The following is a 19,361-nucleotide window of genomic DNA, read 5'->3' on the forward strand; positions in this document are numbered from 1 at the left end:
TGTCGTCGACGACACCGCCGTCACGACCGGCTGACGCAGGACAGCCGGGCGTCCCGCACCCGGATTCCGGGTGCGGGACGCCCGCGTGGGTCAGCTCAGCGGGTCCAGCGTCAGGTACGCCTGCCGCGGATTGCCGTCGTTGACCAGCGACTCCTGGTTGCCGACGTCGTCGAAGGCGAAGGCGTACGCCTTGCCGTCGGCCATCTGGGCGTGGATGGCGCGCGCGTACTGGTTGGTGACCGGGTCCTGGTAGAAGTCCGCCGGGTCGGTGTCCGGCTGGTTGGAACTGGTCAGCAGCGTCGACCGGTTGAAGCCCGCGCAGAGGGTGCGCGAAATCGGTCCGCGCACCTGGTCGTTGGGCGCGTCGAGCAGGTTGTGGCAGCCGAAGACGCTGTTCGCGTCGGGCTTCTGGAAGCTCGTCACCACCGCTCCGGCGGAGTCGGTGAAGTTCATGACGTTCCCCGACACCCGGCCGTAGTACTTCGTGTTCGGCTGGCCGGCGAACGGCGTGACGGTGAGGGTCGACGCCGAGTACTTCGACCAGACCCGGTTGACGTAGTCGTCCATGACGGTCGACGGCAGCGCCCCGGTCTCCACCCCGTACAGCGGGGAGAGCGCGCGCAGCACGGTGCCGTCGGAGCGGGTCTGGACCAGGTTCGGCCAGCCGCCGCCCTGTCCGCGCAGGGCGCTGAAGAACCCGTTGTAGCCACCCGGCTTGAGGTGCCCGGTGTCGGCCGTGCTGCCGTCGGAGCGCTGCACCCCGACCGCGTACGGCACCGAGAACATGTCCACCTGGGTGCTGTTGATCCACAGCCCCGAGTCGTTGAGCGTGTACTCGGACCAGTTGAAGAGGATGTCGCGGTTCGGGTCGCTCGGGTTCTGCACCGCGGGCTGCACCAGGCCACCGGTGGTCAGCCTGAAGTCGAGCTTCCGGCCGTAGGAGAAGTAGATCCGGCCGGAGAACTTCGGGATCTGGATCGTCGTCGACTGGCCTGCCGCCGGGCCGGTGATCGAGGCGTCCGGTGCCGGGGTCGGCGGGGTGCCGCCGGCCGGCCAGGCGTGGAAGGTGCCGCCGGCGTCGGCCCAGCCCTGCTGTCCCGAGGAGAGCTGGGTGCCGAGGTCGTAGATGTACACCTGGTCGCCGCGGCCGGAGTTGTTGGTGATCTTCAGCGGGATCGTGGCCGGTACCGCCGCGTCGGCCGGGTGCGGGGTGCCCAGGGTGAGCACCCCGCCGATCAGTGCCGCCGCGGCCGTCAGGGGCAGTGCCCGGCGTGCGAGTCCTGTGCGCACTCTCCACCTCCGTGTGGGGTCGGGGTTGGACGGAAAGTGGTCCGTACCAATTCTGAGAGCGCTCTCAGACTGGGCCGTGGGTCGGGTGCATGTCAACAAGGAGGACGGAATCGGGGCCCGTCGGATCGACGGGCCCCGGGAATCCGCTGGAGCGGCCGGCTCAGAAGGCGCGCTTCAACAGGTCGAGCAGGGCGGCCCAGTGGCGCTCGTCGGCCGCGGCGGAGTAGGACGTCGTGTCGGCCTGCGTGTAGCCGTGCGCGGCGCCCCGGTAGATCTCGCACGTGTTGCGGACTCCGGCGGCGTCGAGCGCCTCCTGGAAGATGCGGATCTGGTCCTCGGTCATCGACTGGTCCTGGTCCGCGAAGCCGAAGTACAGCTCAGCGGTGACCCGGCCGGCGAGCAGGTGCGGGCTGTCGGCGTCGTCGGTGACCATCCGGCCGCCGTGGAAGCCGCCCGCGGCCGCGACCCGGTCCGGGAACGCGGCGGCGGTCCGCATCGCCAGCCGGGCGCCCATGCAGTAGCCGGTGATCCCGACCGGCCCGTCGGCCACCAGCGGGCTCTCGGCCAGCCAGTCCAGGTAGGCGCCCGAGTCGCGGTCGCTGAGCTCGGGCGTCAGCGACATCATGATCGGCATGAGCCGCTGCCAGATCGTCGGGTCCGCCGACGGATCGATGAACTCCGGGAGTTCGACGACCGGCGTGCGGCCGCTGCGGTAGAAGACGTTGGGGAGCAGGACCGTGTAACCGGCGCCGGCGAGCCGGTCCGCCATCGACTTCAGGTGCGGACGGATCCCGAAGGCGTCCTGGTACAGCAGCACGCCCGGGTGCGGGAGTCCGTCGGCGGGGTGGGCCAGATAGGCGTCGGCGGTACCGTCCTCGGTGGTGATGTCGACGGCGGTTCCCTGTACGGCGGTCATGGCTCAAGTGCCTCTCTGCGGAGTCGGCGTCGGGGTGGGGGACACCCGGCGCGGCGTGTCCCGGTCATCGTGGCACGCCGGGGCGGAGAGCCGTGGACGGGGGAGCGCCGAGTTCACTCGAAGCGCGAGGTGTCGCCGGCGCCCCGGCGGACGATCTCCGCCTCGCCGCCCGAGAAGTCGATGACCGTGGTCGGTTCGGTGCCGCACTCCCCGGAGTCCACCACCGCGTCCACCTGGTGGTCCAGCCGGTCCTTGATCTCCCAGCCCTGGGTCAGCGGCTCCTCCTCGTCCGGCAGCAGCAGGGTGCTGGAGAGCAGGGGCTCGCCCAGCTCGGCCAGCAGCGCCTGGGTGACCACGTGGTCGGGGATACGGACGCCGACGGTCTTCTTCTTCGGGTGCAGCAGCTTGCGCGGCACCTCGCGGGTCGCGGGCAGGATGAAGGTGTAGCTGCCGGGCGTCGACGCCTTCACGGCCCGGAACACGTCGTTGTCCACGCGCACGAACTGGCCGAGTTGCGCGAAGTCGCGGCACATCAGGGTGAAATGGTGCCGGTCGTCCAGATGCCGGATGGTGCGGATCCGTTCCATGCCGTCGCGGCTGCCGAGCTGACAGCCCAGCGCGTAGCAGGAGTCGGTCGGGTATGCGATGAGCGCCCCCGAGCGGACCGCGTCGGCGATCTGCGAGATGCTGCGCGGCTGCGGGTTGTCGGGGTGCACGTCGAAGTACTTCGCCATCCGCCGAGCTTATGCCGTACGGCGGGCATCGGCCGAGCGGGCCGGGCACGCGCCGGACGGGCGAGGGGGCTGTGCCGTCCCTGTCCGGCACGGCTGTGGCCGCACGCCGCTGTCCGGGGCGTGACCGGATCCGGCACTCCCCGGCGGCGAGGCGGCGCCCGCGATGCCGCCGGCCCCACCCGCCTGCGCGGGCCACCACGTCCGTCTCGTCGTTCTCGGTGACGATCCGGGCGAACCGCTCCGCACGGTCGTGCGTCCGGTTCGCCACGACGATCTCCGTGACGCCCGCCCGTGCCGGCGTCGCGGCGCCGTGGCCGCCCCTGCCGGACCGGCGGGCCGCTCCGCCCCTCCGCATCCGAGCGGCGCCCGCTCTGCCCGCCGTCCGGCTGCGTGGTCGGTCCGGATATCCGGACCGATTCCTGGGCACCAGAGGAGTGAGCCACCCCAGGGCCCGTCCCCCCGGCCCGGGTGAGGCTTCTCCGTCGGCGGTCCTTCCCCCGGGGCCGTCGGCGGAGCCGGGCCCGGTGGTGGGACCAGGCCTCGTCCCATCGGGTAACGTCCGTTGACCGAGGCTGACGCGAGGGACGAGGGACACAGATGGCAGGCCGAGCGGACCAGGGCCCGCAGCACCCGGCACGCAGCGGCGACGAATGGGCCGCGCGACTCCTCGACCATCTGCGTCCCGGTGCCCGCGACCCGCGCCGGGTCGTCGCCTGGCTCGCCGGCGCCGTGCAGGCGACCGCCTGCCTTCAGGCCGCCGACGGCACCCTGCTCGCCGGGACCGGGATCCCCCTCGACGACCGCCTCGTGGCCGACGTGGTCGCCGGGCGGATCTCCGCGGCCGCCGTCCAGGACGGCGACCGCCACCTGCGGCTGGTCGCGGTCCGTGCCCCCGACCCCCGTCAGGCCGCCGCCGGCCTGCTCGCCGTGGCCCGCGCGACCCCCTTCGACCGGCGCGCCGCCGAGATGGTCAGCCACACCGCGGGAGTCGTCGAGCTCCTGCTGCGTGAGCGGGAACTGACGGCGGCCGGGCACCGGCTCCGGCGGGCCACCGCCGACCTGCGCCTCGCCATCCTGCAACTTCTCATGGTCGAGGACACCGTCTCCGCGCGCCGCGTCGCCGCGGGCCTGTGGCCCGGCCTGCTCGACACCGACAGCGCCTGCGTGTACATCGTCGAGGGACATCCGGCGGAGCGCGACGGCCTCGCCGAGGACTGCCTCGACATGACCCGCGGCCAGGCCCTCGTCGTGCGCTGCCCCGCCATGGACGGCCACGTCATCATCCTCAGCCCGGCCCCCACGACGGCCGAGCGGCTGCGCTCCCTCGTCGACGGCCGCCCCGGCACCTTCCTCGGCGGCAGCGGCCGGCAGAGCCTGGCCCAGACGGCCGTCGCCTACGGCCAGGCCGTCAGCGCCCTCGCCGTCGCCCGCTTCCGCCCCGACCAGGCCGCCGTCTACGCCGAACGCACCCACCCGGAACGGCTGATGGACCCCGCCGCGCTGTACGCCTGGTCCACCGACGTGCTGCGGCCGCTGGACACCCTGCCCCACCACACCCGCGCGGAACTCCTCGCCACCACCCGCCTCGGCCTGGAGTTCACCGCCGTCAGCGCCGCCAAGGTGCTCGGGGTCAGCCGCAACACCGTGCGCGCCCGCATGGACCGGGTCGAGGCGCTGCTGGGCGCCGACTTCTCCGATCTCACCGTGCGCGCCACCGCCCACCTGGCCCTCAACACCCAGGCGGCCCTCGCGGATGACCTCGCCGGTACGGCGCCGCGGCCCTCCGGTGTCCGCCTGGGCGACCTCCTGGCGAGTCCGGCGCTGCGGGCCTGGGCGCACGACCTCCTCGACCGTCTGGTCCGGGACGGCCGCGACCTGCGCGGCACCCTGCGCGCCTGGATCGCCGCCGGAGGCAACGCCGAACGCGCCGCGCAGGATCTGGGGGTGCACGCCCAGACCGTCCGCGAACACGTGCGGGGCGCCGAGCCCGTCCTGGAACGCCAGCTGCTGGCCGCCGGCACCGACCTGTACGAGGTCGTCCTCGCCCACCTCGCCCTAGGAGACCTCGCCGCCCCCGTCCTGATCCGGGCGTACCAGGGCCAACCGGACTCACCTGTGCACGGGTGAGCCCTCGGTGTACGCGAATGGGCATCGGCGCGATACCCAACGACGTGGTACGGACGTATGTTCACGTTGCGCGGGGGCACGACCGGAACGGGGGACTGGTCGCGGCCCCCGCGACCCCCGGTTCACGCCTCCAGGCGCACCGGGATCTCCTGCCAGCCACAGGCGATGAACGACGGCACCTGGCGCAGTTCGTCCTCCCCGACCGCGAGCCGCAGGTCCGGGAACCGGTCGAACAGGGCGGGCAGCGCGGCCAGCGCCTCCGCCCGGGCGAGCGGGGCGCCGATGCAGCGGTGCACCCCGATCCCGAACGCCAGGTGGTCGTCGGCGCCCCGAGCGGCGTCGAACGCGGCCGCGTCCGGCCCGTAGTGCGCCGGGTCCAGACCCGCCGCCGCGTACGTCGTGATGATCGCGTCCCCGGCCGGAACGGTCACGTCCCCGACCTTCAGGTCGCTCACCGCGAACCGCAGCGGCAGCGAGGCGATCGACGGATGCGCCCGCAGCGTCTCGTCGATCACCGCGTCCCAGCCGACCGTCCCGGCGCGCACCGCCGCCAGTTGCGCCGGATCCGTCAGCAGCGCCACGACCGCGTTGCCGATCAGGTTGACCGTGGTCTCGAAACCTGCGCCGATCACCAGCAGCAGCGTGTACAGCAGCTCCTCGTCGCTGAGCCGGTCGCCGTCCTCGTCACGGACCCGGATCAGCTCCGTCGTCATGTCGTCGCCCGGATGCTCCACCTTGTACGCGACAAGACCGCCGAGGACCGTACCGATCCGCTCCTGCACGAACGCCGCGTGCTCGGGTGTCGGGTCGGAGGTGTCCATGATGGCCGCGATCAGCGCACCGGTGTCCTCGCGCATCTCGTCGGGCACCCCGAACAGCTCGCAGATCATCCGCATGGGCAGCGGCTGTGCCAGCCCGGCCCGCAGCTCCACCACCGCCCCGCCGGCACCCGCGGCCGCCACCTCGTCCAGCAGCTCCGCGGCGATCGCCGTGACGCGCGGCCGCATCACCTCGGTGCGCCGGTGCGTGAAGCTCGGCGCCACCAGCTTGCGCAGCCGGGTGTGGTCGGGACCGTACGCGGAGAGCATGTTGACCACGCCGATCCAGCCCAGCACCCAGCCCCAGGAGGGATGTTCGCCGATCTCCGGCCAGAGCCGCCAGTGCTTGCGCGGGTCCTTGCTGACCTGGGGATCGAGGATGAGCTCCTTGAGGACGTCGTACCCGGTGGGCGCCCAGGCGGGTATGCCGCCGGGCAGTTCGACGGGCACCACGGGGCCGAGGGCGCGCAACCGCGCGCTCTCCGCCGCGATGTCGGAGCCGAACGGGTCGAGAGCGATGCGGTCGGTGACGGTCACGACGACTCTCCAGGCTGGTCGGGGGAGCGGGGACTGAACCGGACGGGCAGCGAGGTCAGCGAGCGGTGGAACGGGCCGGGCCGCCAGTCGAGCTTCTCGCGGGGCAGGACCGGGTCGAGGTCGGGCAGCCACTGGGTCAGCTGCTCGATCGCCTCGGTCGCGATGAGCAGCGCGTGGTGCCGGACCGGGCACGCGTGCGGGCCCGCGCCCCACGACAGGTGCGAGGCGTCCCCGGCGCGCCGGCCGCCGGTGGCCTCCCGCTCCGCGAAGAGCCCCACGGCGCCGAAGGAGACCACCACCGGGACCGCCGGCCTGACCCACGCCCCGTGGAACGAGACCGGCCGACGGGCGTAGTAGATGCCGTAGTTGGCCAGCGGGGTCTCGTGATGCAGCACCTCGACCACCGCGTCCATGACCGGGCGGGCGCCGCTGGTGAGCGTGGAGTAGTAGAGCGGGTTGCCGAGGATGCGGGAGAGCGCGTTGGAGACGAGGTTGGTGGTCGGCTCGTAGCCGGCGCCGAGGGTGAGGAACACCTGCCAGGTGACCTCCTCCGGGGTCAGCCCGGCGGGGTGGTCCAGGAGCATGCTCGGCAGGTCCTCGCCGCGCTCCTCGACCTTGGCGGCGACCAGTCGCAGCACGTACTCGGCGTACTCCGCCTCGCCCTCGGCGGCCTGCGCGCCGCCCTCCATCATCTTCAGGAGGCCCTCGTTGAGCCGGTCGCCCTGACTGTCCGGCAGCCCGAAGAGGTTGTTGAACACCAGGGCCATCAGCGGCCGGGTGAAGTCGGTGACGAGATCCGCCTCGCCCCTGGGCCCGAACCGGTCGACCAGCAGCCGTACCGCCCGGTGCACCAGGTGGCGCAGATCGTGCGGCTCGATCAGGTCGAACACGTCGATGAGGGTGGCCCGGTAGCGGATGTGCGCGTCGGCGTCCGAGAACAGGGCGTTGGGCCGCCAGCGCATCATGCCGAGCAGCGGGGAGTCCTCGGGGACGGTCGCCTCCCAGGCCCGCGGGTCGTGCGAGAAGGTCTCGACGTCCCGGAGCACGTCCAGGGCGGCGCGCCGCTCGGTGACGACGTACGCGGGGGTGCCCGGCGCGAGTTCCGCCCAGCCCACCGGGCCCTGGGCGCGCAGGGCCGCGTAGTAGCCGTGCGGGTTGCGGGCGAAGCCGTCCTCCCACAGCCGTACCGGACCCGAGACGGTGAAGGACTGCCGCGCGCTCATCGGGCCTCCGCCGGCCGGTCGTCGATCAGATGCTGGACCAGGGCGAGCAGCGCGTCGACCGAGGAGTGCCCGTCCCGGGCGTCGCAGGTCACCATCGGGGTGCCCGGCTGAAGGTCCAGGGCGGTGCGCAACTGCTCGCCCGTGTAGTGGCTCGGCGCGTCGGGGAACGCGTTGAAGGCGACCGCGTACGGCAGCCCCGTCTCCTCGACCAGGCCGAGCACGTCGAAGGAGGCGTCGATGCGGCGGCTGTCCACGAGGACCAGAGCACCCAGCGCCCCGTAGGAGATGTCGTCCCACAGCGTCCGGAACCGCTCCTGCCCCGGCGTCCCGAACAGGTACAGCACGATCCCGCCGGGCAGGCTGATCCGCCCGAAGTCGATGGCGACGGTCGTCGTCTCCTTCTCCCGTACCCCGTCGAGATCGTCGACGGGCACGGAGGCCTCGGTGAGATGCTCCTCGGTGTGCAGAGGGCGGATCTCCGACACCGAGTCGATCAGGGTCGTCTTGCCCACCCCGAACGGCCCGGTCACCAGGATCTTCACCAGGTCGCGGGCGTCGTCGGGGAGATGGGTGCCGCCCGCGCGGGGCAGCTCACTGGTGCTTGAGGGCGCGGAGGCCATCGGCCACTCTCTTCAGCAGGTCGGGGTCGAACCGTTCGGCGGGCGGGATCGGCGCGCGGGCCTGGACCAGGTCCCGGTCGACCAGGTCGGCGGCCAGCACCCGCACGGCGGAGAACGGCAGCCGCAGCAGCGCCGCCGCCTCCACCACCGTCAGGGCACCGCCGGACAGCAGCTCCAGCAGGGCCAGTTCGGCGGCCGGGAGACCGGCGGGCAGGGGGGTCCCGTCACGGGCGAGCACCGTCAGCCGTTCCACGTGGGGGCGGCTGGGGCGGGCCACCCCGCCGGTCGACAGGTACGCGGGTACCAGGGGGCGGCCGCCACGGCGGCCGGTCATGCCGGCGCGCCGCCGTCGGAGCCTCTGGGCGCGGCCGCCATCGCCTTCTCGCCCAGCCGGGCGACCTGTGAGTGCACCCGGTGCGCCAGCAGGTCCAGGCGCACCTCGGGGTCGCCGTAGGCCGCCACGCAGGTGCCGTGGTCCGTCGGCACGATCAGCACGTACCCGTGGTCCGACTCGATGACCACCTGCCGCACCTCGGCCCGGTCCCGGTCCGCGAACGCGGCCGCCGCGGCCCGGCAGGCGCCCTGCACGGTGCTGGTGATCGCGGCCACCCGCTCGGCACTCGCCCGGGACAGTCCGTCGGTGTAGCCGGTCGCGAGGCCGTCCCGGGTGAGCAGGACGGCGGCCAGTACATGCGGCACCTGCAGGACGGGGTCCAGCACCCATGCCGTCTCGCCCGCATCGCGGCTGTTCATCCGGCCGCTCCTCCTTCTTCGTCGGTCCGGTGGGGTTCGGGCGTGCTCGCCCGCTTGGGAGCCCGCGCCGCCGCGGTGCCGTACTGCAGGGCCGCGAGCGCGGCGGCGGCCTCGTCGGGACGGCGCGCGGCCGACTGCGGCCGCGGCACACCGGGGCTGCCGGGCGCGGCGGCGGGGGGACGACGGCGCCGCTGCGGCAGACCGCCGAGGTCACCCGGCTCCTCGCGGCCGGGAGCGGGGGCCGGGGCGGGGACGTGCTCGTGCTCGCGCTCGTCCTCAGGCCCGGAACGATCCGGCGCGGCGGGCGCGGCGGGCACCGGAGGGGCAGGCGCCGCGGACTCGGCCGACGCGGTCTCGGGTGCGGGCGTCTCGGATACGGGCGTCTCCGGCACGGCTGTCTCACGCGCGCCCGTCTCACGCAGGGGGGCCTCGCGAACCGTCGCCTCACGCCCGGCCGTCTCGTGCCGGTTCCTCTCACGCACCGGGTCCGTGCGCGCCGCGCGTTCCCGGGTCGAGCGCGGTGCGCTGGCCGACGGGGGCCGTTCGTCCGGGTCGATCCGGGCGAGCAGGTGGGTGTCGACCCGCAGCACCGCGCGCACCCCGCCGTAGGGCGAGGGGGAGGAGACATCGACGCTCAGGTCGAACTGGCGGGTGAGCTGGCCGATCGCGGCCAGGCCCATACGCGGCGGGTCGCCGAGGTCGGTCAGCAGGATCGGGTCGGTGCCCGCCACCAGCCGCTGGGCGCGGGCCCGTTCGTCCTGCGTCATGCCGAGGCCCGCGTCGTCGACGGTCACGCACACCCCGTGGTGGACGTGCTCCAGATTGACCACGACGTCGGTGTCCGGTGCCGAGTGGCGCAGCGCGTTGTCGAGGAGTTCGGCGACGATGATGGCGACCGGCTCGACCGCGTGGGACACCAGGGCGGTGCCCGGCTCCAGGTGGTTGTTGACCTGGACCCGGTGGTAGCCGGAGAGCCGGGCCTGGCCGCCGGTGACGGCGTCCACCACGTGGGACTCCTCGCGGGCCAGCCCCACCCAGGCCCCGCACACCACGGCCGCGACCTGCGCCCGCCGCAGCGACTGCTCGTTCTCGTGGTCAAGGGCGAACAGCGTCTGCGCCAACTCCGGGTCGTCGTAGAGCTGTTGGAGCCCACGCAGGGCGTCCTGCAGCCGGTACAGGGCGGCCTGGATCTCCCGGGTGGCGCCCCGGAGGCCGGCCTGCGCGGCCGCGTCGATGCGGGTGCGCTGCGCGGTCAGCTCCTCGCGCAGCGCGGTCAGCACGTACTCCAGCGCCATCCCGGTGGGGGTCCCGGGCGTCTGCTGCCGGACGGGCCCCGGCACCAGCAGGTGCGGATGGGCGAGCTGGGCGGCGGCCGCGGGCATCCGGCGGGCGGCGAGATGCTCGACCTCGGCGACGAACGCGCCCTCGGCGCCCTCCAGTTCGGCGCGCAACTCCGCCACCTCGGCCATCAGCGCCGCCCGCCGGCGCCGGGACCTGAGCAGGCTGCCGCCGAGGGCGAGCGCGGAGAGTGTTCCGGCGGCGAGACCACCGGCCACCAGTTCCGGCAATTCGATCATGGAATCGGTTTCCAGGGGAGTAGGGCAGCAGTGGGCAGGGGGGAGCCCGGGCCCCTCCCGTGTGGCGCTCGCAGCACAGTACACACCGTCATCGACCGGCCCCGCACGGTGAATCGTTACATCGCTTCGAATCCGCTCGGCGACTGTTCGCTTCTGTGTCAAGTGTCGGAAATGCCATGCGGCGATGGTGAGTTGAGGCTCCGCGCGGCCGTGCCGTCATCGTGTGGCGTAGGCCGGCTCCGGCAGGCCGAAGACGTGGCCGGGGAGATGACCCGGGTGATCGCCTGGCCGAACAGGGCCCGGCAGTGAGCCGTTGTGCCCGATCCAGCCCTGGACGTCGAGGACGCCGCGACTGTACGCGACGCCCGGGATGCCGGTCGAAGGGGTGGTCAGCCGCTGCTTCTGCGCGGCGGTGCCCACCCTGGTCGTGCCGTCGGGGAAGGCACCGGTGGGCACGGTGCGGTCCCGGGTGCGCGGATCGCCCAGGTTCGAGATCACCGCGCCGGCGCCCCCAGCCCCAGGACGGGCTCCAGCCGGCGGTCTCCTCGGCCTTCCCGGTCGCCGTCTGGCGCGTGCGGGGCGGGGAACCCGTTCCCGGTCGGGAACAGGGTGTGGCTCATGCCTGCCGGTGGAGTGGGCGTTCAACTGCCGCGGGGCTGAAGGCGCGCTGCGGATCCGAGGTCGGCGCCTCGAAGAAGCCGTCGTCCTCGGGGTGGTCGAACGGCCGCTGCGCATCCCGGTCAGGTCCCGCACGGTGATCCGGTCGCCGTCGGGTACACCGTCGAGGCGCCTTCCGACAGGGTCGACCAGACCGACCGTGTCCTGGCCGGCCGACTGCGGCACCGCGGTCATGGTGAACGCCTTGGTCTCGCTGCCGATCCGCGGGTACAGACCGGGGGGCATCTGCCGCCCGGTGGCCTTGTTCGCGACCCCGAACGAGCGAACGCGGTCGCTGCGCCCGGCGTCCACACTCCGACGTTTCACACCAGGCACGTCCGCCTCGCGCATGACGTGGTGCACGACCGCGTCGAGGCGGCGGGCCGACGCCGGGGTCATGCCGCGGACGTCCGGGCCGCCGGAGGAGGACGGGACGGGGGTCCGGCGAACGCGGCCGGTACGACGGCGGGCGCGGCGATGAGACGAGGGGCGCGGCGAATGTCCCCGGCGCGACGGTGACCGCGGCCCCGGCGCAGCAAGGCGGACGTGTACGGCAGGGGCGGCCCCGGCCGGGGGTGCGTTCACCAGGCTCGGTGAGCGCACCCGACGGCTCGTACCACCGGCGCATGCCGGGCGTCCCGTCGGCCATGAACGGAATCTCACGCACGCCCTGGCGCACGGATCAGCAGCCGCGTGCCCTGGTGCACGGCCCAGAGGCTGCACGCCCTGTGCTCCCGTGAGCTGATCCACACCCGACTCGTGGGGGAACGGTTCTCGTCCTCCTGCCCCACCGCTGACCTCACCGCTCCTCGCACACCGGCCGCAGCACCGCCAGCGTGCCGTTGGCCTCCCGCAGTGCCAGCTCCAGGAGAGCCGGCGCGTGCAACGCGCCACTGCCGTCGGGCGGCACCAGCCACTCGAGGAAGCGCGCGGGCCGGTACGGCGGCGGTACGGCGACCCACGCCCCCTTGCCCGTGTACCGCAGCCCGGCCCCGATCCAGCCGCCGGAGGGGTCGGGCGGCAGGAAGAACCCGACCCGGCGCGCCGCGGTGTCCACCAGGGTCGGCCCGGGCACCGGCAGGGAGGGCCGCCACAGCAGATCCAGCGTGAGCAGACCGAGCCGGTCCGGCACGCTCAGCACATCCCAGAAGCGGCCCGCCTCCAGCAGCGAAACGCCCTCCCCGTGGTCCCACTCCCACTTGCACGTCCGGGGGTCCGCCGAGGCCGCCGCGAGCCATTCCACACCCTGCATCCACATCGTGTTCGTCATGCACCGCTCCGGGATATCTCCGCTCACCTGTTTCAGGCGCAGGGAGCGACCGACACCGGGCATTCTGCGCGACCGCACGCCAACCCGGCATATGCATGCTGGTAGATATTTCTAACTGGCGGAAGGGGTGGCGGACCCTGGCGTTTGAGAGCGGACGTTCGAACCCTGGGCACCGGTACGGGCGTTGTGCGGAACAGCGGACTTTCCGCGGCTCGTCCGCGTCGAGAGGGATGCTCGAATCAGTCGTCACGGCAATCGATCCGAGCGTCAGACCTGGAGGTGAGAGCGATATCGGTCGTACGCTCCCGTCGTTCCGTCGTCATCCGCTCCCGACCAGCGGTACTCCATGGACCGCACCCGACTGCACGCCCTCCTGGCCCGCGAGAGCGCCGAGGCCGAACGGGGCAACCCCCGCTCCCGAGCCGCGTACGCCGGCGCGGGTCATCTCTTCGGCCGGGTCCCGATGACCTTGGATGGACAAGACCGCCGGAGCCTTCCCCCGCTACCTGGTGCGCGCGGGGCCGAGCTCCAGGCCGACGGCCGTATCGCCTACGCCGACCTGGGTCCGAAGGCGGGTCTCTCCGCCTCCGCGGCCCGGCAGCGCCTGCAGCGGCTGCTGGACTCCCGGGCCGTGCAGGTCGTCGGCGTCACCGACCCGGTGGCCATGGGCGGCCAGGCGATGGCCCTGCTCGGCATCGGCGTGGACGGCGGCCCCAGGGAGGTCGCCGACGCGCTCGCCGGACAGCCCGAGGTGGTGTACTCCGTGTTCACCTCGGGCGGCTTCGGCCTGTTCGCCGAGGTGGCCAGGCCCGGTCCGAAGGACCTGCTCGACTTCGTGGGCGACGTGGTCCGGCCGATCGAGGGGGTGCGCGAGGTCCGGTCCTTCCCGTACTCCCACCGCTTCCTGTGGGAGGTGGGCTGAGCGGCCGGCCGGCGGCGGGGCCGCGAACTCAGCCGATGGCCGGTGTCAGGACGAGCATGGTGGCATCGTCACGCACCTCGTAATGCCCGGCCAGGTCCGCCCACACCAGTTCGGTGAGGGCGCCCGCGTCCACCCCGGCGAACCCGGCGAGCCGCTCCGGGAGCGGATAGAAGCCCCCGGCCCCGTCGCGCGCCTCCCAGACCCCGTCGGAGGCGACGAACAGCCGGTCGCGCGGCCCCAGCTCGGCCGTGACCTCCTTCGCCCGATCCACCCCCGCCAGCCCGAGGCCCAGCGGAGCCCCGGGGGCGACGGCCAGCTCCTGGGCCCGGCCGTTCCGCAGCAGCACGGGCGCCGGATGACCGCAGGCCACGATCCGTACCGACCGCAGATCGGCGGAGAACTCCATCAGCAGAGCGGTGGCGAACAGCTCGGTGTGCGGTTTGCCGGCCGAGTCCACCGTCAGTCTGCGGTCCATCCGCGCCGCCACCGACTCCAGGTCCTCCAGGTCGAGGACCGCCTCCCGGAAAGCCCCCAGCAGCGACACCACCGTGGCGACGGCGGCCAGCCCGTGCCCCCGTACGTCCCCCATCACCGCCCGGACCCCGTAGGGGCCGTCGCTCACGTCGTAGAAGTCCCCGCCGACCAGAGTCCCGTGCTGCGCGGCCCGGTACAGCCCCACGCACCCGACCCCGCCGACCCGCTCCGGCAGCGGCGGCAGCACGGCCCGCTGAACCGCCTCGCCCACCGCCCGCTCGGTGACCAGCTGGGCGTCCCGGTGACTGCGCACATAGGACACGAACACACTCAGCAGCGCCACGAACGTGACCGTGAGGAGGTCGGTGTCGCCGGGATGGTTCAGGTGGGTGGCGGGCACGTTGAGCAGGAGCACCACCAGGCAGCTGAGCACGGCCGTGGCGAGCGGGCCGTAGGAGAGGACGGCGAGCGGCGGGATCGCCCCGAGGAGGAAGCCGAAGTCGTGGCCGTCGGGGCTGACCAGCGTCGCCACCGTCACGATCGCGAGCAGGGCGACGGGAAGCACCCTGACCCAGCGTGGCGGCGGCGCACCCTGCAACCAGCCACGACCGTCCCGGTAACCACGCGACGTCCAGCCGCGTACCGAAGTCACACCTCCAACGTACGCCAGTGCCCGGTCACCGGCCCCGTCTCGATCTTGAGGAGCCGCGCGGGGAAAACCGGTGGACGTCTCCGGCGCGGGCCCCTAACGTATGAGCGCACGCCCGAGACCGGACGGAAGGAGGCGAGTGCCATGCACGTCACACCCATCCCGCGCTCCCTCCCCGTTTCCCGGGCGTGACAGGTCAGAGCTGACCCGGGAGCGCTTCCTGAGCACGCATCCCGGAGGAATCCGTGACCGATCTGGTCATTCGTACGCTCGACGACAGCACCGCCCATGTCTTCGACACCCTGCCCGACCCGCTGCGCCTGCGGGAGAAGCACCGGCGCACCCGGTTCCGTGCCGACTGGCAGCGGGTCGCCCTGCGCGACGGACGCGTTGTCGCCCGGGCGGCCTGGTGGGGCGCTCCCGAGGCCACCGAGCCGGATTTCATCAACTGGTTCGACGTGGCCGAGGGCGAGGAGGAGGCCGGCGCCGAACTGCTGCGCGGGGCGCCCTGGCAGGTCGAGGAACTGGAACTCGACCTGCCGACGGGCTGGCACGACGTCCCCGCCCTGCGCTCCGCCGCCGAGGCCCGCTTCACCGCCGCCCGCAAGGCAGGCTTCGAACTGCTGGTGGAGCGCTACCTCTACCGCTGGACCCCCGAGTGCGGCCTGCCCGAACGGCCCGGCCGCCTCGTCTTCACCGCCGAACCCGACGACCGGGTGTTCTTCGACGCCCTGCGCCGCATCCACTCCGTCACCCTGGACGCCCACGCCCGCCGCGCCATCGAGCAGGGCGGAGTGGACCGGGCCGCCCAGCAGGAGATGGACTTCTTCCACTGGATGCCCTCACCCCGCCAGTGGTGGCAGATCGCCCGCACCCCCGACGGCGAGCCCGTCGGCATCCACATCCCCGGCCGCAACCCCGGCGGACCCTGCATCGGGTTCATCGGCGTCCTGCCCGAGCGGCGCGGGCACGGGTACGCCTATGACCTGCTCGTGGAGTGCACGCGCTTCCTCGTCGAACAGGGCGCCGAGTTCATCGCCGCCGCCACCGACCAGGGCAACACCCCCATGGCCGCGCACTTCGCCAGGGCCGGATACCCGGTCGTCCGGGAGCGGGTGAACTTCTGGACGGCGGCCGCTGTCAGTGCCGGGTGACATGCTGACGGCGCGGTGACCGGCAGCCGACGGGAGTAGCAGGCATGGGGTTCGAGGGTGCTGTCTGGCAGGTGCGCGGCGGGCGGGAGCCGGTCGGCGAGATCGTCGTCGACGAGACCGGCTTCCCCTGGCTGCACGGCACCTTCACCCCGGGCCCCGGCTTCCCGGGCGTCCGGGACCTGTTCGCCCGGGAACTGGTCCTGGCTGAGGACGAGGACTGGGAGACCTGGGAAGAGGTGCACGACGAGATCCGCCGCCAGGTGTCCCTGGTCGCACCGGACGGCCCGGTCCCCGAGTTCCTGCTGCACATCGAGGGGGACCGGGCCTGGTTCAGATGGAGCAACGAGCCGTTCGGCGAGGACTAGCGGACCAGCCGGGCAGCCGACCGGGCGACGTCCTTGGCCAGCAGGGTCTCCGCCTCCGCGAGGATCTCGGTGACCCGCAGGCCGAACGCCGCGTCGCAGGGATGCGCCCGGCCCGTGCGCGCGGCCGTGAGCAGGGCGTCGGCGGCCCGGGTCAGGGCCGGCACCGCTCCTTCCGTGCTCCTCGGAAGGAGCGTGACCCCTGCCTCGCCCCGCAGCTCCACCTCGGCCCCGGCCGCCGCCGCGGGCGCGGTGAGGCTGAGTGTCACCGCGCTCGACGCCCCGCCGGCGTGGTCGAGGACGAGATGGACGGTGTCCGCGGGGCCGTGTACGGCGGCCGCCACCCGCCGGACGTCGCCCAGGACCGGCAGCAGCACGGACAGGGCGTGCGGACCCACGTCCCACAGCGCGCCCTTCTCCCGCCGCCACGGCGAGTCGGCGAACGGGCTCTCACCGGTGAACACGGAACCCAGCCAGTGCGCCCGGGCTGTGAACCACCCCGCCGTCGCCGCCTGTGCACCGATCCACGCCTCCGGTTCCTGCTGGAACCGGGTGGTGAAGAACACCACGGAGGCGACCTCGGCCCGTTCGGCCGCCTCCGCCACCGCCCGCCCCTCGGCGACGCCGAGCGCGAGCGGCTTGTCCAGCAGCAGATGCCGGCCGGCCGCCGCGGCCCGCACCGCCAGTTCCGCCTGGACGACCGGCGGCAGCGCCACGGCCACCGCGTCCACATCGCCGAACAGCGCGTCCACGTCGTCGTAGGTCCGGACGCCGTGCTCCCCGGCCAGTTCCGCGGCGGCCTCGGGGCGGCGGCCCCACACCCCGACGAAGTCCAGCGAACCGTGCCCCGCCAGCGCGGGGGCGTACGCCGCCCGTGCCCAGGGCCCGGTGCCCAGCAGTCCGATGCGCATCTCCCGTTCCTTTCTCCCCGCCCGGCTCCACCTCGTCGCCCGGCCCCTCACGACGTCGCACTCCGCCCGCCGCCGGCATAGGACCGGCACCGGTCGGTGCCGTGCGCCAGCCATCCGGCGATGGCCTCGGCGATCGGCTGACCGGTGTCCATCTCGACGAACCCGAACTGGCCCGACTGGTTGCACTCCAGGAACCACCAGATGCCGTCCGCGTCCTCCGCGAAGTCGAAGGCACCGTAAGCCAGTCCGGCATCCTTCAGGTACGTGCGGACCGCCTCGGCCACGCGCGGCGGCACCTCCGCCTCCCGCCAGGGAGAGTCGGACGGCGCGAACCGGACGTCCACGTCGTCGGGGTGGGCGTCCGGGCGCACCGGCTTGCGGGCCGCCAGCAGCCGCTCGCCGACCACCGTCAGCCGGATGTCGGACCGTTTGGCGACCCGCCGCTGCAAGAGCGTCGGGCCGAACGCCACCGCCGCGAAGTCGGTGTCCGGCGCCACCCGGCTGGTGGGCACCGCCCGCGGCGGCTCCTGCGGATGCGCGCCCGACACCGGCTTGACCACGAGGTCCGGGAACCGCTCCGCGAACTCCCGGGCCGCCTGCGGAAACGTGGTGATCAGCGTCGCGGGCACGGCGAGCCCGCTGCGCTGGGCCAGCCGCAGCTGCCACGGCTTGTGGCGGGCCTGGCGGGCCGCGTCCGGATGGTTCATCCAGCGCGCCTCGGTCCCGCGCAGCATGCCGTACAGCGCCTGCGCGGACTCCTCGGTCAGCCAGGCCGACGGCTGCGCGGCCCGGGCGGCTGCCACCCCCGGCCTGCGCACCCAGATGGAGCGCAGGCCGTCGACGCTCACCAGGCGACCGTTCACGGACAGATGCCCGCGGCTGACTCCCTGCACATACTCGCCCGACAGGGCCACACCGCTGGTCAGATCGGCAGGATCGAGGCGGACGACGGGCACTCCGGCCTCGTGCAGCCGGAGGACCACCATGTCCGCCGTCACGTCCTCGTCACTGGTCAGGATGAGCACGGTCATCGTGAAGGTCCGCGATCAGTCGTCGAAGTGCGTCTTGGAGCCCGCCGTGGACGTCGTGGTCCCCAGGGCTCTGAGCGTTGCGTGATCGGTGGCTGCGATCCGGCCATCGTGGAGAACGTTCAACTGCAGTCCGGAGTCATACGCGTACGGAGTGGTGACGTCCAACTGCACTGCAGGGCGTGCGTAGTTGAGCGCGAACGGTTGCATGGTCTCTCCCTGTTTCGTTCTTCCATGCACTTATACGATTCGAACGCGTGGTTGGTTTCCTTACTCTGCGTAATCTCAGCCCGAATTAAGGGCTTGTTAAGGGAGAAACGGCGAATCGCTCCCGCACGTGGCCGATTTCACATTCCCAGCCCGGCGGGTGGTCGCATCACTTGTCCGTGTAATTCCGGGATGTCGCCAAAGCCTGTTCGGCATAACTCCGTCCGAAGAGCGCGGCATGCACCAGCAGCGGGAACAACTGATGCAGGCCGATCCGTTCCGTCCAGCCGTCGGCCAGCGGGGCCGCCTCCTGATAACTCCCCACGATCCGGTCGAGATATGGGCAGCCGAAGAGGCGGAGCATCGCGAGGTCGGTCTCCCGGTGCCCGCCGTGCGCGGCCGGGTCGATCAGCCGGACCCTGCCGTCGGCGCCCCACAGGACATTGCCGCTCCACAGGTCGCCGTGCAGCCGGGCGGGCGGCTCGGGCGGCCCCGCGAGCTCCGGCAGCCGCTCGCAGACCCGCTCGACCACGGCGGCCTCGCCCGGCCGCAGACACCCCTGGTCGACGGCCTCGCGCAGATAGGGCAGTACCCGGTGCTCGGCGTACCAGTGCGGCCAGTCGGTGCCGGGTTCGTTGCGCATCGGGGCGAGACCGATCCAGGCGTCGCGCGGACCGTCCGGCGGGGCGGCCCCGAAAGCCGGGGCGCCGGCCGCGTGCAGGGCGGCCAGCGCGCGCCCGAAGCGCGTCGCCGCCTCGGGGTCCGGGCGCCCGGTGGGGACCAGCTCGGTCACCATCCACCGCTCGTCGTGCCCGAGCACCTGCGGCACCGGCACCGCCCGGGCAGCGGCCAGCCAGCGCAGCCCGGCCACCTCGGCCCGCACCGCCCCGGGACCGTCGCCGCGCTTGACCATGACCGCGGGGCCGCCCGCGAGAGTCACCTCCGTCAGAGCGCCCGACCGCGCCCGCTCACCGGAAACCGGCCGCCCGGTGAGCCGGGCGGCCACCGCACCCGGACCCTCGCCGCGGCCGATCACGCCCACCAGGGTACGTGCGGACGCGATCCGGGCCCCGGCCGCAGCACGGCCCGCACCGCGTCCCGGAACGGCGGCGCGGCCCGGCGGTACCCGGCG

Annotated in this window: 20 protein-coding genes and 1 pseudogene; 4 read left to right on the forward strand and 17 right to left on the reverse strand. The window is 73.2% G+C overall.

Going from position 1 to position 19,361, the window contains the following annotated elements; translation table 11 throughout:
• Nucleotides 1-90: 90 nt before the first annotated feature.
• The 3 genes from LQ326_RS19345 to LQ326_RS19355 all read right to left on the reverse strand — a co-directional run bounded on the left by LQ326_RS19345 (nucleotide 91) and on the right by LQ326_RS19355 (nucleotide 2,940).
• On the reverse strand, nucleotides 91-1,290 hold the full coding sequence (locus LQ326_RS19345; RefSeq protein ID WP_234538404.1) for a glycoside hydrolase family 64 protein: 1,200 nt from the start codon (nucleotides 1,288-1,290) through the stop codon (nucleotides 91-93).
• Nucleotides 1,291-1,450: 160 nt separating this feature from the next.
• Nucleotides 1,451-2,206 (reverse strand): dienelactone hydrolase family protein, encoded by a 756-nt coding sequence (locus LQ326_RS19350; protein ID WP_234538405.1) that lies wholly within the window; start codon nucleotides 2,204-2,206, stop codon nucleotides 1,451-1,453.
• 113 nt (nucleotides 2,207-2,319) lie between these two features.
• Nucleotides 2,320-2,940: an L-threonylcarbamoyladenylate synthase gene (locus LQ326_RS19355; RefSeq protein ID WP_234538406.1), complete on the reverse strand. Its 621-nt coding sequence runs from the start codon at nucleotides 2,938-2,940 to the stop codon at nucleotides 2,320-2,322.
• Between the two features lie 597 nt (nucleotides 2,941-3,537).
• Between LQ326_RS19355 and LQ326_RS19360 the strand changes: the two genes are divergently transcribed.
• Nucleotides 3,538-5,067, forward strand: coding sequence for a helix-turn-helix domain-containing protein (locus LQ326_RS19360; protein ID WP_234538407.1), 1,530 nt, complete (start codon nucleotides 3,538-3,540; stop codon nucleotides 5,065-5,067).
• A 122-nt stretch (nucleotides 5,068-5,189) separates the two neighbouring features.
• On the opposite strand, the gene LQ326_RS19365 is transcribed toward LQ326_RS19360, so the two are convergent.
• The 9 genes and pseudogenes from LQ326_RS19365 to LQ326_RS19400 all read right to left on the reverse strand — a co-directional run bounded on the left by LQ326_RS19365 (nucleotide 5,190) and on the right by LQ326_RS19400 (nucleotide 12,522).
• Nucleotides 5,190-6,422 (reverse strand): cytochrome P450 family protein, encoded by a 1,233-nt coding sequence (locus LQ326_RS19365; RefSeq protein ID WP_234538408.1) that lies wholly within the window; start codon nucleotides 6,420-6,422, stop codon nucleotides 5,190-5,192.
• Complete coding sequence (locus tag LQ326_RS19370) at nucleotides 6,419-7,645, reverse strand: cytochrome P450 (RefSeq protein ID WP_234538409.1); 1,227 nt, start codon at nucleotides 7,643-7,645, stop codon at nucleotides 6,419-6,421. The genes LQ326_RS19365 and LQ326_RS19370 overlap by 4 nt, the downstream gene beginning before the upstream one ends.
• Nucleotides 7,642-8,265 (reverse strand): GTP-binding protein, encoded by a 624-nt coding sequence (locus LQ326_RS19375; protein WP_234538410.1) that lies wholly within the window; start codon nucleotides 8,263-8,265, stop codon nucleotides 7,642-7,644. The genes LQ326_RS19370 and LQ326_RS19375 overlap by 4 nt, the downstream gene beginning before the upstream one ends.
• Entirely contained in the window at nucleotides 8,237-8,599 is a 363-nt protein-coding gene (locus tag LQ326_RS19380; protein ID WP_234538411.1) for a DUF742 domain-containing protein, read from the reverse strand. Before LQ326_RS19380 ends, LQ326_RS19375 begins: the two co-directional genes overlap by 29 nt.
• Nucleotides 8,596-9,018: a roadblock/LC7 domain-containing protein gene (locus tag LQ326_RS19385; RefSeq protein WP_234538412.1), complete on the reverse strand. Its 423-nt coding sequence runs from the start codon at nucleotides 9,016-9,018 to the stop codon at nucleotides 8,596-8,598. The genes LQ326_RS19380 and LQ326_RS19385 overlap by 4 nt, the downstream gene beginning before the upstream one ends.
• Nucleotides 9,015-10,595 (reverse strand): ATP-binding protein, encoded by a 1,581-nt coding sequence (locus LQ326_RS19390; protein WP_234538413.1) that lies wholly within the window; start codon nucleotides 10,593-10,595, stop codon nucleotides 9,015-9,017. Before LQ326_RS19390 ends, LQ326_RS19385 begins: the two co-directional genes overlap by 4 nt.
• Before the next feature lie 216 nt (nucleotides 10,596-10,811).
• Nucleotides 10,812-11,093, reverse strand: coding sequence for a hypothetical protein (locus LQ326_RS19395; RefSeq protein ID WP_234538415.1), 282 nt, complete (start codon nucleotides 11,091-11,093; stop codon nucleotides 10,812-10,814).
• Nucleotides 11,094-11,318: 225 nt separating this feature from the next.
• Nucleotides 11,319-11,651, reverse strand: a pseudogene (locus LQ326_RS48720) (serine hydrolase); the annotation flags it as partial.
• Nucleotides 11,652-12,051: 400 nt separating this feature from the next.
• Nucleotides 12,052-12,522 (reverse strand): hypothetical protein, encoded by a 471-nt coding sequence (locus LQ326_RS19400; RefSeq protein ID WP_234538416.1) that lies wholly within the window; start codon nucleotides 12,520-12,522, stop codon nucleotides 12,052-12,054.
• A gap of 463 nt (nucleotides 12,523-12,985) precedes the next feature.
• On the opposite strand from LQ326_RS19400, the gene LQ326_RS19405 reads away from it, so the two are divergent.
• Entirely contained in the window at nucleotides 12,986-13,444 is a 459-nt protein-coding gene (locus LQ326_RS19405; RefSeq protein WP_308401970.1) for an Lrp/AsnC family transcriptional regulator, read from the forward strand.
• 28 nt (nucleotides 13,445-13,472) lie between these two features.
• Here LQ326_RS19405 and LQ326_RS19410 read toward each other — a convergent pair whose 3' ends face one another.
• Complete coding sequence (locus LQ326_RS19410; protein WP_234538419.1) at nucleotides 13,473-14,570, reverse strand: PP2C family protein-serine/threonine phosphatase; 1,098 nt, start codon at nucleotides 14,568-14,570, stop codon at nucleotides 13,473-13,475.
• Nucleotides 14,571-14,812: 242 nt separating this feature from the next.
• On the opposite strand from LQ326_RS19410, the gene LQ326_RS19415 reads away from it, so the two are divergent.
• Both LQ326_RS19415 and LQ326_RS19420 read left to right on the forward strand, forming a co-directional pair.
• A complete protein-coding gene (locus LQ326_RS19415; protein ID WP_234538420.1) occupies nucleotides 14,813-15,721 on the forward strand; it encodes a GNAT family N-acetyltransferase in 909 nt (302 codons plus the stop codon).
• A gap of 44 nt (nucleotides 15,722-15,765) precedes the next feature.
• On the forward strand, nucleotides 15,766-16,086 hold the full coding sequence (locus LQ326_RS19420; protein ID WP_234538421.1) for a hypothetical protein: 321 nt from the start codon (nucleotides 15,766-15,768) through the stop codon (nucleotides 16,084-16,086).
• On the opposite strand, the gene LQ326_RS19425 is transcribed toward LQ326_RS19420, so the two are convergent.
• The 4 genes from LQ326_RS19425 to LQ326_RS19440 all read right to left on the reverse strand — a co-directional run bounded on the left by LQ326_RS19425 (nucleotide 16,083) and on the right by LQ326_RS19440 (nucleotide 19,265).
• Nucleotides 16,083-16,994: a Gfo/Idh/MocA family protein gene (locus tag LQ326_RS19425; RefSeq protein ID WP_234538422.1), complete on the reverse strand. Its 912-nt coding sequence runs from the start codon at nucleotides 16,992-16,994 to the stop codon at nucleotides 16,083-16,085. The genes LQ326_RS19420 and LQ326_RS19425 overlap by 4 nt on opposite strands.
• A gap of 47 nt (nucleotides 16,995-17,041) precedes the next feature.
• Nucleotides 17,042-18,025: an ATP-grasp ribosomal peptide maturase gene (gene tgmB / locus LQ326_RS19430; protein WP_234538423.1), complete on the reverse strand. Its 984-nt coding sequence runs from the start codon at nucleotides 18,023-18,025 to the stop codon at nucleotides 17,042-17,044.
• Between the two features lie 15 nt (nucleotides 18,026-18,040).
• A complete protein-coding gene (gene tgmA, locus LQ326_RS19435) occupies nucleotides 18,041-18,232 on the reverse strand; it encodes a putative ATP-grasp-modified RiPP (RefSeq protein ID WP_089102565.1) in 192 nt (63 codons plus the stop codon).
• A gap of 166 nt (nucleotides 18,233-18,398) precedes the next feature.
• Nucleotides 18,399-19,265 (reverse strand): fructosamine kinase family protein, encoded by an 867-nt coding sequence (locus LQ326_RS19440; protein ID WP_234538424.1) that lies wholly within the window; start codon nucleotides 19,263-19,265, stop codon nucleotides 18,399-18,401.
• Between the last annotated feature and the right edge of the window lie 96 nt (nucleotides 19,266-19,361).

Origin of the sequence: Streptomyces shenzhenensis (assembly GCF_021462265.1) — a bacterium.
Lineage (GTDB): Bacteria > Actinomycetota > Actinomycetes > Streptomycetales > Streptomycetaceae > Streptomyces > Streptomyces shenzhenensis.